The sequence below is a fragment of the Enterococcus sp. DA9 genome (genome assembly GCF_008000875.1).
GTDB classification, from domain to species: domain Bacteria; phylum Bacillota; class Bacilli; order Lactobacillales; family Enterococcaceae; genus Enterococcus_B; species Enterococcus_B lactis.
The window spans coordinates 485,001-501,777 of record NZ_CP042839.1 but is presented as its reverse complement, the minus strand read 5'-3'; the positions used below and the strand labels follow the sequence as shown (position 1 = coordinate 501,777).

Genomic DNA, 16,777 nt, shown 5'->3' with positions numbered 1-16,777 from the left:
TGTGCTGGCTGATTTTATTGCCGCAGAATCAACAAGATAAACGCCGTTTAATCAAGAGGCTGTTTTTCTTGTGGTCTGATTCAAGCAATAAAAGAAAGGAGAATAACCTTAGTATTTGACTTTATGGATAGTTAAATTTCAAGGCTAAGCACGCAAAAAGGACTGTGACTAAAGCTTTGTCACAGTCCTTTTTGCGAATAAACGGTGTTCAAGAGACAGCTTATAAACAATAAGGCTGAACGTCTCTTTCACAACCTCCATTTTATGTCCCATACACAATCAACCTTTAACAGAACCTACGAGTGCGCCTTTGACAAAGTATTTCTGAACAAAAGGATAAGCAATCAGCATAGGGACTGTGGCAATAACGATAACAGCCATTTTAACTGTTTGTGCTGGTGGAATCACATCAACGGCACTACTTTCTGCTTGCATCCCGCTTGATACAATGACGATCTGACGTAAAAGGATCTGTATCGGCCATTTAGATGAATCGTTGATATACAAAATAGCGGTCATATAAGTGTTCCAGTAAGTAACAGCATAAAAAAGTGAGATAGTAGCAATAGACGGTAACGCTAATGGTAGCATGATTTTGAAAAATACACCAAAATCTGTGCAACCATCCATTTTTGCCGATTCTTCCAAACTATCCGGCAAGGCTTGGAAAAAGTTTCTCATAATGATCATGTTCATTGCATTAACAGCTACAGGTAAGATCATTGCCCAATAAGAATTGACCAGTCCCAGAGAACGAACAACCAAGAATGTGGGAATCATTCCCCCGCTGAACAACATAGAAAATACAACAAGAAAGTTGACGAATCCTCGACCAAACAAGTACTTTCTGGAAAGCCCGTATGCCATCAGTGAAGTTGCGCACATGCTGACGATCGTTCCAACCCCGGTAACGCCAATCGAAACAGCAAGTGCTCTAAAAATAGTTGGCGTAGATAGAATATAGCGATACGCGTCTAGAGAAAAGGTAGTAGGGAAAAGGATAAATTTTTTCGCGACGACTTCTTGTGTAGAAGCGAAAGATGTAGCGATGATATTTAAAAAAGGCACGATACAGATCAAAGCTAGCAAGATCAGAAACGTATTGTTGAAAAATGTAAAACTTCTTTCTCCTATAGAGACTCTCTTTTTCATATAGATAGGCTCCTCCTCAAAATAAATTAAATGTTCTGTTTCTATGTATTCAATTTATCATCGGTGAAAGATTACGTATATAATCATTTCCTACGTTAAGTGCCAGATAGAAAAAAATAGAATAGTTACTAGGCGTATCTTATTTGTGAAGAAATACACTTTTATATTTTGCGAGTATAAAAATCATTGTCGTGTAAGCGTTTTTACGTGCGATAAAAATGATTATATACGTAATTCGGATAGTTATCTATCATAAAGTCATAAGCAGCAAACATTCATAAAACTAAGGAGGGGCTTATGGAAAGTGTAAAGAAACAAGAACCATTTCAACTGACGCTATCGAAAAAAGAAGAAAAGCTCAGAAGACGAAAAAAAATAATTGCAGGAATCAAAACGAATAAATTTTTATACGTGATGATTCTGCCGGGGGTCCTTTATTTCCTGATCTTTAGGTATCTTCCTATGGGAGGGCTCGTTATTGCTTTTCAAGATTATCAACCATTTTTAGGGATAATGGGCAGTCCTTGGGTGGGATTCAAACATTTCATTCGTTTGTTTACAGAGCCGACTTTCTTTACTTTATTAAGGAATACTTTGATCTTGTTCGGGTTAAATATCTTCGTGTTTTTTCCGATGCCAATTATTTTGTCCCTACTATTAAACGAAGTAACGAACAAGCGACTGAAAAGTGGGATTCAAACGATCATTTATATCCCTCATTTCATGTCTTGGGTAATCATCGTTTCGATTACTTATGTATTTTTGAACGTTGACGGAGGGGTATTGAATGAATTCCTTGCAACGATGGGATTCGAAAAAATCAGTTTTCTGACATCTCCTGAGTGGACACGAACAGTCTATATTGGACAAGTAATCTGGAAAGAGTTGGGCTGGTCTACAATCATCTACCTTTCAGCAATCACTGCAGTAGATACACAGTTATATGAAGCAGCTGAAATGGATGGCGCAGGACGCTTGAGAAAAACATGGCATGTTACATTGCCGGCGATTCGTCCAGTAATCATTACCTTGCTGATTCTAAAAATCGGTCAGACACTGGACTTAGGTTTCGAGCATATGTACTTGTTATTGAATTCATTGAATCGAAGTGTTGCAGAAATTTTCGACACCTACATTTATACAGCTGGATTGAAGAATGGACAATTAAGTTTCAGTACAGCAATGGGATTGTTTAAAGGGGTCGTAGGATTATTCATGGTAATTTTAGCTAACAAGATCGCCAAAAAGCTAGGAGAAGACGGCGTTTACTAATTTAGAAAGAGAGGAAAAGACATGCTGCAGTCATTAGATAAAATAAATGGAAGGCTAAATCGTATTTTACAGTTGGTTTATTTGAATTTTCTGTGGGGTGGTTTAGTCATTGCAGGTCTGGGGGTTTTTACTTTTGGTCCTGCATCTTATGCAATGGTTGCAGTGATTAGAAAATGGCTGCGCACAAAAGAAACATTTCCTTTGACGAAAACGTACTTCTCATATTTTAAAGAAAACTATCGTGAAACCTTGCTGATGAGCTGGATATACGGCGTCATCGGAGTTGTTTTACTTGTGGATCTTTCTTTCATACACAATTGGTATCTTAGAATCGCTTTGTATATTGCTGCGTTCTTGTATTTGCTCTCAGCACTCTATATTTTTCCAATTATGGCACATTATGATTGGAAAGGATATTTTTTCAAAATGAAAATGGCATTTTTGTTCGGATTCTCTCATCTTCATTATTCATTAGTATTAATACTAAGTCTGGTGGGTATTTACCTGATGATCATCCAAACAATGCCAGGTGTTTTAACCTTTATCGGTGGCAGTCTCTTCTTTTCCGCAGTCACGTGGACAGCAAATTCTATATTTTGCCATTTGGAATGGAAGAACTCATATACAGAAAAAACAGAAGAAAACAAAAATATCATTAAAACAGTGAAGGAGAAAATTTATGAAAAAAGCAACGCTCGTAAAATTAGGTCTTAGTTTTGCAGGAATTTTAGCACTTGCCGCATGTGGCAACAGTTCAAACAACAGTTCTTCAGAAACAGAAGATGGGAAAACCAAAATCACTTGGTTGAATATTTTACACCATGCTTCCCCACCAACTGACACAATCGTGAATCTAATAGAAGAAAAAACCGATACGGAACTTACATTCAATTGGATTCCTGATGCTTCAAAAGAAGAAAGACTGACAACTGCATTGGCTTCTGACGAACTAGGAGATATCGTTACACTTCAAATTGCTATGCTGAAAAACTCTTCTGTCCGAAGTGCGTTGAAATCAGGCGTATTCTGGGATGTATCGGAATATTTAAAAGACTATAAAAACTTAAGCCAAATCTCTGAGGATAGAATCGAAGCTGCAAGTATCGACGGAGCATTGTATGGTGTGCCAATGCAAAAGGACTATGCTCGTGCTGGTTTAGTCATTCGAAAAGACTGGTTGGATAATCTTGGATTAGATGTTCCAACTACGATGGATGAACTTTACGAAGTAGCTAAACAATTTACAGAAAACGATCCAGATGGAAATGGTGTGGATGATACAGTTGGTTTTGGTGATCGTGCGCCTAGTGATATTCGTTATACCAGCTTTAAGCTGTTCACTTCTTATTTTGGAGCACCGAATGGCTGGGCTGTAGATGATAATGGCAAATTTACTCCAGAATTTGATACAGAAGAATACATGAAAGCGTTGAACTTCTCAAGAGATCTATTTGAGAATGGCTATTTGGCACAAGATTTTGCGGTTACTCAAAAGACTGACCAGCAAGAACAATTTGCACAAGGAAAAACAGGAATCTACACTGGGATGGTGGATATCAAGAACCTGAAGACAATGGGACAAGGTATTCAAGATGATATGGAATTAGTCCCTGTAAACAAGATTTCAGATGGTGAAGGCGGCGGTTATCATGTTTGGTCAGAAGGAAATGGTATTGGTGGTTTGTTAGCATTCCCTAAATCACAAGTAAAAGACGAAGCACAATTGAAGAAATTACTGCAATTTGTTGATGATCTTCTAGAAGAAGATATGTATAAATTGATGACTGGTGGTATTGAGGGAACACATTATGAATTGAATGATGATGGTTCTATTGAATTTATCGATATGGATCTTTGGCAACAAGAAGTGCAACCGCTATCAAGTTCTCGCCCTAGTGAAGTGACGTTCTCTTTCAAAGATGCAGATCCTGAAAAAGAATTGTCGAATCAATTGATCAAAGAAAACGAAGAATTCGCTGTAATGGATCCTTCTGTACCATTGGATTCTGCAACGAACAATGAAGTAGGGTCGGAAATCGAAAAAATCGTTATTGATGCTACAGTGCAATACATCATGGGACAGCTTGACGAAGACGGATTCAAGAAAGCTGTAGAAGACTGGAAAGCACAAGGTGGCGACCGAATCACACAAGAGTACGAGGAAGCTTACAAAGCCGCACAATAGTATAGATGATTGGGACAAATACTTCTTGGTATTTGTCCCAAATCCTATTTTAACTTTTAAAGGAGAGTAAATAATGGAAAACTGGTCAAAGAAATTAGCAAAAAGCATCATGGAAAGAACACCTCGCTTATATGAAGAAAAGTGGTATAAAGGAAAATGGTCTTATGACTATGGCGTCGTACTTAAAGGGTTCCAATTACTTTGGGAACAAACCCAAGAAAAAATTTATTTTGATTTCATAAAAGACAATATCGACTATTTCGTGCAAGAAGATGGAACAATCCGTGGCTACAGCGTTGAAGAATACAATATCGACCATGTAAATACCGGAAAGCTTTTCTTTTTATTGTACAAAGAAACAGGCGAAGAAAAATATAAAAAAGCAGCAGAACTCCTTTCCCAGCAGTTGGCAAACCATCCGCGTACATCCGAAGGGGCTTTTTGGCATAAAGAAATTTATCCTTATCAAATTTGGTTAGATGGATTATATATGGGCTCACCATTTTATGCTGAATTTATCCAGAATTTTAGTGAAGAAAAAGATTACCAAGATGTCTTGAGACAGTTTGAAATCAGCTATAAACATTTATTCGATCCAAAAACAAATTTATTAATCCATGCATGGGATGAAAAGAAAGTCCAACCATGGGCTGACCCAGAAACAGGTTTATCTCATCATTTCTGGAGTCGATCGATTGGCTGGTATCTGATGGCTGCGGCAGATACCTATGAATTGCTTCATGCGGAAACGGATTGTTCTTTGCTGAAGGAAATTTTAGAAAAGACATTGACCGCACTACTTCCGTATCAAGAAGAAAACAGTGGGACATGGTATCAAGTAACAACAGAAACAAAACGGAAAGGAAATTATCTGGAAGCTTCTGGCAGCAGTATGTTTGTTTACGCAATGGCTAAAGGGGTACGCTTAGGCTTGCTGAACAAAGAAGAGTGGCTGCCGCAAGTGAAAAAATCTCATCAAGGACTACTCGATGAATTTGTTCTTGAAACAAAAGAAGGCTGGTTGAACTTGAACAAAAACTGTCAAGTAGCAGGGTTAGGCGGAGCAGAACAACGAGATGGTTCATACGCTTACTACATCAGTGAGCCGATTATTTGTAATGATCAAAAAGGTGTCGGTGCATTCTTGCAAGCATTAATCGAAGTGGAGGCATTATAAATATGTATGATATTTTGACATTTGGCGCATCAATTGATGAATTGAATACTGAAGCAATACAACAAGCGATTGATGCAGCAGCAAGCGCAGGAGGCGGGACCGTAGTTGTGCCAGCAGGTGAATTTTTAACAGGGGCTTTATTTTTAAAAAGCAATGTAGAACTTCATTTGAGCGCAGGGGCGGTTTTGAAATTCTCTGACGATCCAAAAGATTATCCTATTGTTCATTCACGTTGGGAAGGAGTCCATCGAAAAGTCTATGCTTCCTGTATCTATGCTCAAAATGTAGAGAACATCTCTGTCACTGGTTTTGGTACATTAGATGGAAATGGAAAAAAATGGTGGCATACTTTCCGAAACGAACCAGATAATCTGGCTTATCCTCGTCCTAAATTGATGAGTTTCCATAACTGCCATCGAATCACTGTGAAAGATATCAAACTGATCCAGTCACCAAGCTGGACGATCAACCCAATTCTTTGTAGCAACGCGACGTTTGACAACTTGACGATTTTGAACCCAGCAGATTCACCAAATACAGACGGAATCGATCCAGAATCCTGCAAAAATGTGCGTATTAGTAATTGCCATATTGACGTGGGAGATGACTGTATCGCAATCAAAGCAGGGACTGAAGATACGTACGAAAGGATTGCTTGTGAAAATATCACGATCACAAATTGTACGATGGTCCATGGACACGGAGGGGTCGTGTTAGGAAGTGAAATGAGTGGTAGTATACGTAATATTACCATTTCAAATTGTATCTTCCAAGAAACTGATCGAGGAATACGATTGAAATCTAGACGAGGTCGAGGCGGGATCGTTGAAGACATTCGAGTATCCAATATAGTCATGGATAATGTGATGTGTCCATTTATACTGAATCTTTATTATTTCTGCGGTCCGCGAGGAAAAGAACCATATGTATGGGAAAAAACGGCTTATCCGATAGATGAGCGGACACCAGCATTCAGAAGGATCCATTTTTCGAATATCACGGCAAGGAATGTCCATGCTTCTGCAGGATTTATTTATGGATTAGCAGAACAGTTTATACAAGAAATCACATTTGATAATATTGATGTTTCAATGGCCCAAGATGCAGTTCCCGGTGTCCCTGCTATGATGACAGGGATAGAGGAAATGAGCAAGCAAGGATTTTACATTGGTTTTGCGGATAAGGTTACCTTTAATCAAATGACGATTGAGAATCATGAAGGACCAGCATTTCTATTAGAAAATACGAAAGAAATAAGTATTGAGAAATTCCGGTCAACTCAATCGGAAAATATGGATGAGCTGGTTGTTCGTAAAAACTTTGCTTATGCAGTTGAATGACTTTTTAGGTGATCCATCTAGCATACTTACTCCTAGTGGAAAGCGATTATACAGAGAAAAACAAAATGGGTTTATGCTTGAATATTATCAACTGTACTTAAATGAATTGGAAACAGTACCAGCACTTTATGCTTATCCGGAGAAAGAAGGACCGTTTCCGACGGTCCTTTACCTGCATTCTCACGGCGGAGATTTTTCAGTCGGGAAAAGTGAATTGATCCATGGTGCTCCTTACTTAGCTTCTCCATCTTTTGCAGAAGTACTGACGGGAATGGGATATGCTGTTTGGTCGATTGATGCTTGGGGATTTGAAGAACGCGGAGGTATTTCCGAAAGTGAGTTGTTCAAACAATTTTTATTAACAGGAAAAACGTTATGGGGAATGCGTATTTATGATGTGATCAGCTTGATCGATTATTTGGAGACAAGGGAAGACACAGATACTCAACGGATTGCAACGATTGGTCTTTCTATGGGAGGCTTATTAAGCTGGTGGGTGGCGGCATTGGATTCTCGTGTCAAAGTTTGTATTGATCTAGCAGCACAGGTGGACATCGAAACACTTTTGCTACATCGTCGCCTAGATCATCATGGGTTTTATTACTATGTGCCAAACCTACTGACAGCTTATACAACGTTAGCAATCCAAGAAAAAATCGCTCCGCGCCCTCGTCTTAGCTTAGTTGGAAAAAACGATACGATGTGCTTGGACGAAGGCGTACTGAAGCTGAGAAAAGGGCTGGACAAAAAGTATCAATCAATGGGTAGTCCAGAAAACTTTTCTTCTTTTTCTTTAACAGGCGGTCATATGGAAACACAAGAAATGAGAAACATTTGGAAACAATTCATAAAGGAGCATTTATGAGGATGAAAGACAAACTGATAATTGGAAAAAATTCTATAGATACCCCGACGGATTTTGAAACTATCCAAGAAGGAATCGATTATTTGGCAGACCTGCCGGATAGCCATCCAAAGGTCTTGATAGTAAAAGAAGGAAGATATGATGAATATATAGAAAGCAGATTATCCAATTTTAAACTTGTGGGAACAGGAACAGTAGTGATCTCCGGTAATCGTTTTGCAAAACAGGAGTATCTTGACGGTAGCCAGTTAGGGACTTTCCGAAGTGCTACTTTCTTCTTAGAAGGATCGAATGTCGTATTAGAAAATCTTCACATCGAAAATACAGCAGGTCCAGGAGAAAAAGTAGGTCAAGCTGTTGCTTTATTCAATTCAGGAGATCGCGTGTTGTTAAAAAACTGTCGACTAACTGGTTATCAGGATACTTTATGCACGGGTCCGTTGCCTGACTTGCAAAAAGATGGTACACCTTTTTGTACACCGGCTTCTGTCAATCCTGATTATTGTCGTCAGACCTATGAATATTGCTGGATTGAAGGAACGGTGGATTTCATATTTGGTGGGGCAGATGCAATTTTTCGCCAGTGCCGTATCCATAGCTTAGCCAGTAAAAATCCTGGATATATCACAGCAGCATCTACGCCAAAAAAACAAAAATCAGGGTATCGTTTTGAAAGCTGTACCTTGACTGCAGAGCCTGATACTAGAAACGTCTATTTAGGAAGACCGTGGCGTCCGTATGCAAATGTCGTGTTTGAAGCATGTAAGATAGGTGGGCATGTTCACCCAACTGGTTGGGATAATTGGGATGACAAGAAAAATGAACAGACTGCCAAATTCTCTGAACGAAATAACAATTATGAAACACCAATCAAAAGACCTGAATGGATCCATTTAGAAAAGCAGGGGGTTCTGAAATGAAAAGAAAATGGGAACTATTGCTAGGAATGATCGGTGGCAGCCTATCTCTGATTTTCTTTGGCGGGTTAGCAGTTACTTTAAGTAATATGTCTGCGTCAGAGTTTAAAAAAAGTTATCAGTCGCTTGCTGTCGATCATCCATCTTTGTCTTTAGAAAATACATTTGAGCTATTAAAGGACATGACTGGTCTGTTTGCCGTTGTATTGTTTATTTCACTTGCTTTTTTAGCAGTAGCACTATTTTTGACGGCTAAAGGAAAATACTTAACAACTGCCACTGGCTTGTATTTTATAACAGGAGTTATATTGTTGGTCGGCACTCAGTTTATTGCGTTTCCTTTTGCGTTTTTTTATTTTGCCGCTGGGGCATTCAGTTTGTATCGAGTAAGAATAAGAAAGGAAGCCTGAATCATGCAGACTATCAAAGTGAAAAATCCTATTTTGAGAGGGTTCAATCCAGATCCTAATATTTTAAGAGCGAAAGACCGATATTACATTATTGTCTCCTCTTTTGAATGGCTTCCAGGAATTCGAGTATATGAGTCGAAAAATTTAGTCAATTGGTCACATACAACGGATATTTTGACCACTCAAGTATCTTTGCAAGGAAATCCTACAAACGGAAGCATATGGGCACCGCAAATCAGTTATGCTGATGGATTGTTCTATCTTGTTTACACAGATGTCAAAAGTGCAGGCCGTCCGTTTAAAGATGTCCACAATTACTTGATTACTGCATCTGAGATCACAGGACCTTGGTCCGAACCGATTTATTTAAATAGTAACGGCTTTGATCCTTCTTTGTTTCATGATTTGGAAACAGGAAAAAAATGGCTTGTCAATGAATTATGGGATTATCGTCTGGACACACCGAATAAGTCCAGCGGTATCGTATTGCAAGAGTATGATGCAGAGAAGAAGAAGCTTGATGGTCCCATCTATAAAATATTTGCAGGTACAGAATTAGCGAAAACGGAGGCACCGCATTTGTATTTTCGTAACGGGTATTATTATTTGATGACGGCAGAAGGAGGTACAGGAAGAGGACATTCAGTCACAGTCTGCCGAGCAAAGAATATTATTGGTCCTTACGAGCTTGATCCTGGTTTTCCTATGCTGACAGCTAGTGACAAACCTGCTTCTACATTGCAGTGTACAGGACATGGGAGCTTAGTACAAACCCCGTCAGAAAAATGGTACATGATATATCTTTGTACCAGACCATTAAACGGTGCGGCTATTTTGGGAAGAGAAACCGCTATCCAAGAAGTGTATTGGACGTCCGACGATTGGTTAAGACTAAAAGATAGCCAGACAGCTCCGATGGAAGAAATAATGATTGAGACGAATGAAGAGGTACAACAAGAAAGAGCGTATCAGTTTATGGATACATTCGAAGGAGAGCTAAAAAAGAACTGGAATGCCAGACGTATTTTGCCAAGGGCTGATTGGTGTGATACAAAAACTAGACCTGGTTTTTTACGACTGATTGCCGGTGAATCTCTTCAATCTACCTTTGACCATCACTTATTAGCTATTCGGCAAACGGATTTTACTTTTGATGCGGAGACAGCATTTGAATATACACCTAATAATTTTAATCAGATGGCTGGACTGGTATTGTACCTAAACGAATCCAATTATATTTATTGCTATGTTACTTGGGATGAAAACAAGGGAAAATGTCTTCGTATGATAGAATCAGAAAACGGAGTTGCACAAATAGAAGAGTGGAGGATTCCACTCACAGAAAAGAAGACTTTCTTGAAAGTAGCCGTAAAGAAAGAGACAGCACAGTTTTATTTGAAAGACACACCATCTGAAGAATGGAAGGAAGTAGGTCTACAAAAAAACATGTGTATACTCTCAGGTGGATTTACGGGGAATTTTATCGGGATAGTCGTACATGATTTAAATAGAAAAAGAGGAAGTTATGCTGACTTTGAATTTTTTAAGTATGATGGAAAAGATCATGAATGATCTATCTCTCTAATAAATAGAGATTCACTAACTCGTTTTTGCTAGTTAGTGAATCTTTTTGTTTATCTATGATATTATGAAAATAATATTAATGCCTTTTTCTGCCAATATTTTTAAACTTATTTTTGTTTTTTCTCTGTCAAGATAATGCAATAAAATGTCAATATTGTGAATATCAAAACAAGAAAAAAAGAGTTATAATTTTGAAAACGTTTACTAGAAGAGGTAGGAGGAATTCAAATGCTTTCACAAAATGCTGTTACAGCAAATACAGTAAAAAAAGAAAAAAAGGAATTTGGGATTTCCGATAAGATAGGCTACATGTTCGGTGATTTAGGTAACTGTTTTATTTTAGGTTTGGTCAATAGTTTCTTGATGATTTATTATACGAATGTTCTTGGTGTTTCAGGAGCAATCGTAGGTACGTTATTCTTGATTTCAAGAATTTTGGATGCGTTTGCTGATGTGATGGTTGGAAGATTATGCGATGTCTCAGAGTTAACAGAAAATGGTCGATTTATTCCTTGGATCAGAAAAATGAAATATCCATTTTGCTTAGTGACAGTCATTTTGTTTTTGCCATTCGTCCAACATCTTCCAATGACGGTGAAGGTTGCATATATTTTTGTTTCATATATTGTTTATGGTATTTTTCTGTCAACAATCAATATCCCTTACGGAGCAATGGCAGCAGCCATTAGTTCAAATCCTAATGACCGCACCTCGTTATCCACATTCCGAAGCATTGGTTCTGCGATTGGCGGGTCAACTACAGGGTTCTTTATCCCGATTTTGATGTACACCCATAACAAGAGTGGGCAGCAAGTCGTTTCGGGGAATCATTTCTTTTGGATTTCCATCGGATGTGCGGCAATTGCATTTGTCGCATACATGCTGACTTGTAAATTGACTACTGAACGAGTAAGAGTTGTCAAAAACGAAAAAGTGTCTGCTTCTCAGTTGGTAAAAGGTTTGTTAGCTAACCGAGCACTGATTATTTTAGTCATTGTTGACATTTTCATTGTGATCAATCAGATTTTAGCTGGGACGAATATGACTTATTTATTTAATGATTACTTCCATAATAAACAAGCAATGTCTGTCGCTCTTTTATTTACTTACGGAACAGTAGTAGTTTTAGCACCATTTGCTACAAAGCTGACAAAATTATTTGGTAAAAAGGAAGCAAGCGTATTTGCGTTACTCGCTTCTTCATGTATGTACTTGCTGATGTATTTCCTTCATATAACAAATGCATGGGTATATCTGATTCTTTTATTTATTGCTACTTTAGGATCTGGTTTATTCAATTTGATGGTCTGGGCATTCATTACTGACGTGATTGACTATCATCAATATAAGACAGGCTTAAGAGAAGATGGAACAGTATACGGAGTGAATTCTTTTGCGAGAAAAGTAGGACAAGCATGCGCAGGAGCAGTCGGAGGATTTATGCTAGCACTCATTGGTTACCAATCGTCTACAACAGGTGGAGCCATCCAATCAGTTTTAGTACAAGAAAGAATTTATACGATGGCAAACTTGCTACCAGCATTCTGTTTATTTGTATCCGCAATCATTTTATTAGTAGGGTATCCGCTGAATCGTTCGAAAACTGTGTTTATTGGTGAAGAATTAAAAAAAATCAATGAAAGATAAGGAGAAAAGTATTGCAGACAAAAAAAGAGTTCATCAATGCTTTAGACTTTAAAACAAACGACATTCAACAAGATGATACAGTAATGCTGCAAAAGGCAATCAATCAAGGTGCAAAAGAACACTCGCCCGTATTTATTCCAAAAGGTATTTATTTAGTCGGCGCACTTTTTTTAAAAGATAAGAGCCATCTCATTTTCGAAGAAGGGGCTGTTCTCAAGGGAAAAACAGAGATCGAAGCATTTCCAGAGATTGATACACGAGTTGCTGGAGTAGAAATGAAATGGCCAGCAGCGATTTTGAATGTTCTCTCAGCAAAAGATATTCTTATAGAAGGAAAAGGAATAATCGACGGTCAAGGAGAGCATTGGTGGGAACTATATTGGGGGAAAGACCAAAAAAGCGGAACAAGAGCTGAATATGATCGAAAGGGACTGCGTTGGATTGCAGATTATGCTATTAAGCGTCCGCGGGCGTGTTTACTGTATCATGCAGAACATGTTGTCATTCGTGATTTGATTTTTCAAAAATCAGGTTTTTGGAACCTGCAAATCACTTATTCTAACGATGTATTAGTAGAAAAAATAATCATCCGTCATAATGATGGGCCAAGTACAGATGGGATTGATATTGATTCTTCAACAGATGTGCGTATCTATGAATGTGATTTGGCCTGTGGTGATGATTGTATCGCTATTAAATCTGGCAGGGACGGTAACGGTGCAAGAGTCAATCGAAAATCATCAAGAATCGAGATTGCGAGATGTAACATTCGTTCAGGTTACGGTGTAACTATTGGTAGCGAAGTTAGTGCTGGAGTTAGTGATGTGTATATTCACGATATCGATTTTTTTCAGTCAGACTGTGGTATTCGAATGAAATCTTCAAGAGAAAGAGGGGGAGTGATTGAAAATATCAGGGTAGAAAACCTGAATATGATGGATGTACAATTTCCGTTTTCTTGGATAATGGACTGGCATAATGAATATAATAGAAAAAATAGCAATGATCTTGAACGAATGCCAGAAAGCTGGCAAGCAGTGGCTGAAGAAATACCTGAATCAAAACAAATGACAAAAGTCAGAAACATACATGTCAAAAATGTACAGGCAAGTCTTTCTCCAGGCTATCCACTTCCTTCCCGGGCTTTTGACTTGGTAGCATTTCCTGAAAAAACTATAGAAGATGTCTGCTTTACTCATTGTACAATAACTGCAAAAGAATTTGGACGAATCGAAGCAGTTCAAAACTTATGTTTCGAAAGCTGTATTCTATCAATAGAAACAGGGAACACAGTTGCAAACAATACTTTTGACAATCGTTGAAATTATAATAAGGTCAAGCTAAAATATTATTTTAGCTTGACCTTTATTTTTTTTAATGATATATTAAACAACGTTGTCGCATCTGATTGAAACATTTTGTGAAATTTCCAAAAAAGAGTTGACACATGTTTTTAGACGTGATAAGATAACTGAGTCGTTAAAAAAGAACAGCTTGCGAAGCTTGATTCTATCGAAAAAAACTTCAAAAAAGTTCTTGACAAATAACAAACGACAAGTTATAATGAATGAGTTGCTGAAAGATTTTGAAAAACGAAATCGAAAAAAACTTTTAAAAAAGAGTTGACAATCACTTGCCGCTCTGGTATGATATAAAAGTTGCTACGGCAGCCAAAACAAATCGGAAAAACATTTCCGATGAAGTAGACCTTTGAAAACTGAACAAAGTAAGACAAACCAAATGTGTAGGGCGTCTTGATTCAATTCAAGACAACAAACATTTTTAACAAGCAAGCAATATGCTAGCAAACAAATTGAGCTTAACAATCGCAAGATTGTTCGAACTTTTTATGAGAGTTTGATCCTGGCTCAGGACGAACGCTGGCGGCGTGCCTAATACATGCAAGTCGTACGCTTCTTTTTCCACCGGAGCTTGCTCCACCGGAAAAAGAAGAGTGGCGAACGGGTGAGTAACACGTGGGTAACCTGCCCATCAGAAGGGGATAACACTTGGAAACAGGTGCTAATACCGTATAACAATCGAAACCGCATGGTTTTGATTTGAAAGGCGCTTTCGGGTGTCGCTGATGGATGGACCCGCGGTGCATTAGCTAGTTGGTGAGGTAACGGCTCACCAAGGCCACGATGCATAGCCGACCTGAGAGGGTGATCGGCCACATTGGGACTGAGACACGGCCCAAACTCCTACGGGAGGCAGCAGTAGGGAATCTTCGGCAATGGACGAAAGTCTGACCGAGCAACGCCGCGTGAGTGAAGAAGGTTTTCGGATCGTAAAACTCTGTTGTTAGAGAAGAACAAGGATGAGAGTAACTGTTCATCCCTTGACGGTATCTAACCAGAAAGCCACGGCTAACTACGTGCCAGCAGCCGCGGTAATACGTAGGTGGCAAGCGTTGTCCGGATTTATTGGGCGTAAAGCGAGCGCAGGCGGTTTCTTAAGTCTGATGTGAAAGCCCCCGGCTCAACCGGGGAGGGTCATTGGAAACTGGGAGACTTGAGTGCAGAAGAGGAGAGTGGAATTCCATGTGTAGCGGTGAAATGCGTAGATATATGGAGGAACACCAGTGGCGAAGGCGGCTCTCTGGTCTGTAACTGACGCTGAGGCTCGAAAGCGTGGGGAGCAAACAGGATTAGATACCCTGGTAGTCCACGCCGTAAACGATGAGTGCTAAGTGTTGGAGGGTTTCCGCCCTTCAGTGCTGCAGCTAACGCATTAAGCACTCCGCCTGGGGAGTACGACCGCAAGGTTGAAACTCAAAGGAATTGACGGGGGCCCGCACAAGCGGTGGAGCATGTGGTTTAATTCGAAGCAACGCGAAGAACCTTACCAGGTCTTGACATCCTTTGACCACTCTAGAGATAGAGCTTCCCCTTCGGGGGCAAAGTGACAGGTGGTGCATGGTTGTCGTCAGCTCGTGTCGTGAGATGTTGGGTTAAGTCCCGCAACGAGCGCAACCCTTATTGTTAGTTGCCATCATTCAGTTGGGCACTCTAGCAAGACTGCCGGTGACAAACCGGAGGAAGGTGGGGATGACGTCAAATCATCATGCCCCTTATGACCTGGGCTACACACGTGCTACAATGGGAAGTACAACGAGTTGCGAAGTCGCGAGGCTAAGCTAATCTCTTAAAGCTTCTCTCAGTTCGGATTGCAGGCTGCAACTCGCCTGCATGAAGCCGGAATCGCTAGTAATCGCGGATCAGCACGCCGCGGTGAATACGTTCCCGGGCCTTGTACACACCGCCCGTCACACCACGAGAGTTTGTAACACCCGAAGTCGGTGAGGTAACCTTTTGGAGCCAGCCGCCTAAGGTGGGATAGATGATTGGGGTGAAGTCGTAACAAGGTAGCCGTATCGGAAGGTGCGGCTGGATCACCTCCTTTCTAAGGAATATTACGGAGACTACACAATTTGTTTTTACTTTGTTCAGTTTTGAGAGGTTTACTCTCAAACACTTTTGTTCATTGAAAACTGGATATTTGAAGTAAATGTAAGTAATACAAACCGAGAACACCGCGTTGAATTTGAAAGCTAAACAAATTGTTTAGCCTGAAGCAAAATAGGCGGACGACCATGAAATCTTTGATTTTATGAGACGATCGATCTTTTTGCCGCACAGGCTGATTTGTGAGCTGGATAGAGTTTTTTAATAAGTTCAATTGCTTATTTTCTTGATCTAACTTCTATCGCTAGAAGAAGGATCAAAACCCAACCGAAAGGTTGATAAGGTTAAGTGAATAAGGGCGCACGGTGGATGCCTTGGCACTAGGAGCCGATGAAGGACGGGACTAACACCGATATGCTTTGGGGAGCTGTACGTAAGCTATGATCCAGAGATTTCCGAATGGGGGAACCCAACATCTTTAATAGGATGTTACGATTGTGTGAATACATAGCACATTCGAGGTAGACGCAGAGAACTGAAACATCTAAGTACCTGCAGGAAGAGAAAGAAAATTCGATTCCCTGAGTAGCGGCGAGCGAAACGGGAAAAGCCCAAACCAACAAGCTTGCTTGTTGGGGTTGTAGGACTCCAATATGGTCGTTCTTTCAGATAGTCGAATGACTTGGAAAAGTCAGTCAAAGAGGGTAAAAACCCCGTAGACGAAATGTGGAAGACACCTAGGAGGATCCTGAGTACGGCGGAACACGAGAAATTCCGTCGGAATCCGGGAGGACCATCTCCCAAGGCTAAATACTCCCTAG

General features: G+C 39.6%; 12 protein-coding genes and 2 rRNA genes (1 of these 14 running past the window's edge). 13 read left to right on the top strand and 1 reads right to left on the bottom strand.

The features are described from left to right. Positions 1-279 precede the first annotated feature (279 nt). Entirely contained in the window at positions 280-1,152 is an 873-nt protein-coding gene (locus FTX43_RS03220) for a carbohydrate ABC transporter permease (RefSeq protein WP_002310853.1), read from the bottom strand. A gap of 297 nt (positions 1,153-1,449) precedes the next feature. Between FTX43_RS03220 and FTX43_RS03215 the strand changes: the two genes are divergently transcribed. The 13 genes from FTX43_RS03215 to FTX43_RS03155 all read left to right on the top strand — a co-directional run. Then, positions 1,450-2,424, top strand: a complete 975-nt coding sequence (locus tag FTX43_RS03215; protein ID WP_002320509.1) for a sugar ABC transporter permease — start codon at positions 1,450-1,452, stop codon at positions 2,422-2,424. A gap of 21 nt (positions 2,425-2,445) precedes the next feature. Then, positions 2,446-3,138, top strand: a complete 693-nt coding sequence (locus FTX43_RS03210) for a YesL family protein (RefSeq protein ID WP_002316990.1) — start codon at positions 2,446-2,448, stop codon at positions 3,136-3,138. Further along, the gene (locus FTX43_RS03205; protein ID WP_002310856.1) at positions 3,104-4,609 is read left to right on the top strand and encodes an extracellular solute-binding protein; all 1,506 of its coding nucleotides are present in this window, start codon (positions 3,104-3,106) and stop codon (positions 4,607-4,609) included. The genes FTX43_RS03210 and FTX43_RS03205 overlap by 35 nt, the downstream gene beginning before the upstream one ends. A 73-nt stretch (positions 4,610-4,682) precedes the next feature. Beyond that, positions 4,683-5,786 carry a glycoside hydrolase family 105 protein gene (locus FTX43_RS03200; protein WP_147606728.1) on the top strand — a complete coding sequence of 368 codons (1,104 nt, stop codon included), beginning with the start codon at positions 4,683-4,685 and terminating at the stop codon, positions 5,784-5,786. Between the two features lie 2 nt (positions 5,787-5,788). Beyond that, positions 5,789-7,126: a glycoside hydrolase family 28 protein gene (locus FTX43_RS03195; RefSeq protein WP_002314474.1), complete on the top strand. Its 1,338-nt coding sequence runs from the start codon at positions 5,789-5,791 to the stop codon at positions 7,124-7,126. Further along, complete coding sequence (locus FTX43_RS03190) at positions 7,113-7,991, top strand: dienelactone hydrolase family protein (RefSeq protein WP_147607132.1); 879 nt, start codon at positions 7,113-7,115, stop codon at positions 7,989-7,991. Before FTX43_RS03195 ends, FTX43_RS03190 begins: the two co-directional genes overlap by 14 nt. Then, positions 7,988-8,911 carry a pectinesterase family protein gene (locus FTX43_RS03185; RefSeq protein ID WP_002310860.1) on the top strand — a complete coding sequence of 308 codons (924 nt, stop codon included), beginning with the start codon at positions 7,988-7,990 and terminating at the stop codon, positions 8,909-8,911. The genes FTX43_RS03190 and FTX43_RS03185 overlap by 4 nt, the downstream gene beginning before the upstream one ends. Continuing rightward, entirely contained in the window at positions 8,908-9,318 is a 411-nt protein-coding gene (locus FTX43_RS03180) for a DUF4064 domain-containing protein (protein ID WP_002345673.1), read from the top strand. The genes FTX43_RS03185 and FTX43_RS03180 overlap by 4 nt, the downstream gene beginning before the upstream one ends. A gap of 3 nt (positions 9,319-9,321) precedes the next feature. Then, on the top strand, positions 9,322-10,890 hold the full coding sequence (locus FTX43_RS03175) for a glycoside hydrolase family 43 protein (protein WP_073490542.1): 1,569 nt from the start codon (positions 9,322-9,324) through the stop codon (positions 10,888-10,890). A 240-nt stretch (positions 10,891-11,130) separates the two neighbouring features. Beyond that, positions 11,131-12,549 (top strand): MFS transporter, encoded by a 1,419-nt coding sequence (locus FTX43_RS03170; protein WP_002314478.1) that lies wholly within the window; start codon positions 11,131-11,133, stop codon positions 12,547-12,549. A gap of 11 nt (positions 12,550-12,560) precedes the next feature. Next, positions 12,561-13,871 carry a glycoside hydrolase family 28 protein gene (locus FTX43_RS03165; RefSeq protein WP_002335426.1) on the top strand — a complete coding sequence of 437 codons (1,311 nt, stop codon included), beginning with the start codon at positions 12,561-12,563 and terminating at the stop codon, positions 13,869-13,871. Between the two features lie 523 nt (positions 13,872-14,394). Beyond that, positions 14,395-15,954, top strand: a 16S ribosomal RNA gene (locus tag FTX43_RS03160). 344 nt (positions 15,955-16,298) lie between these two features. After that, positions 16,299-16,777: ribosomal RNA gene (locus tag FTX43_RS03155) — 23S ribosomal RNA — on the top strand; it runs 2,436 nt beyond the window's last position. The 16S and 23S rRNA genes sit together here, the layout of an rRNA operon.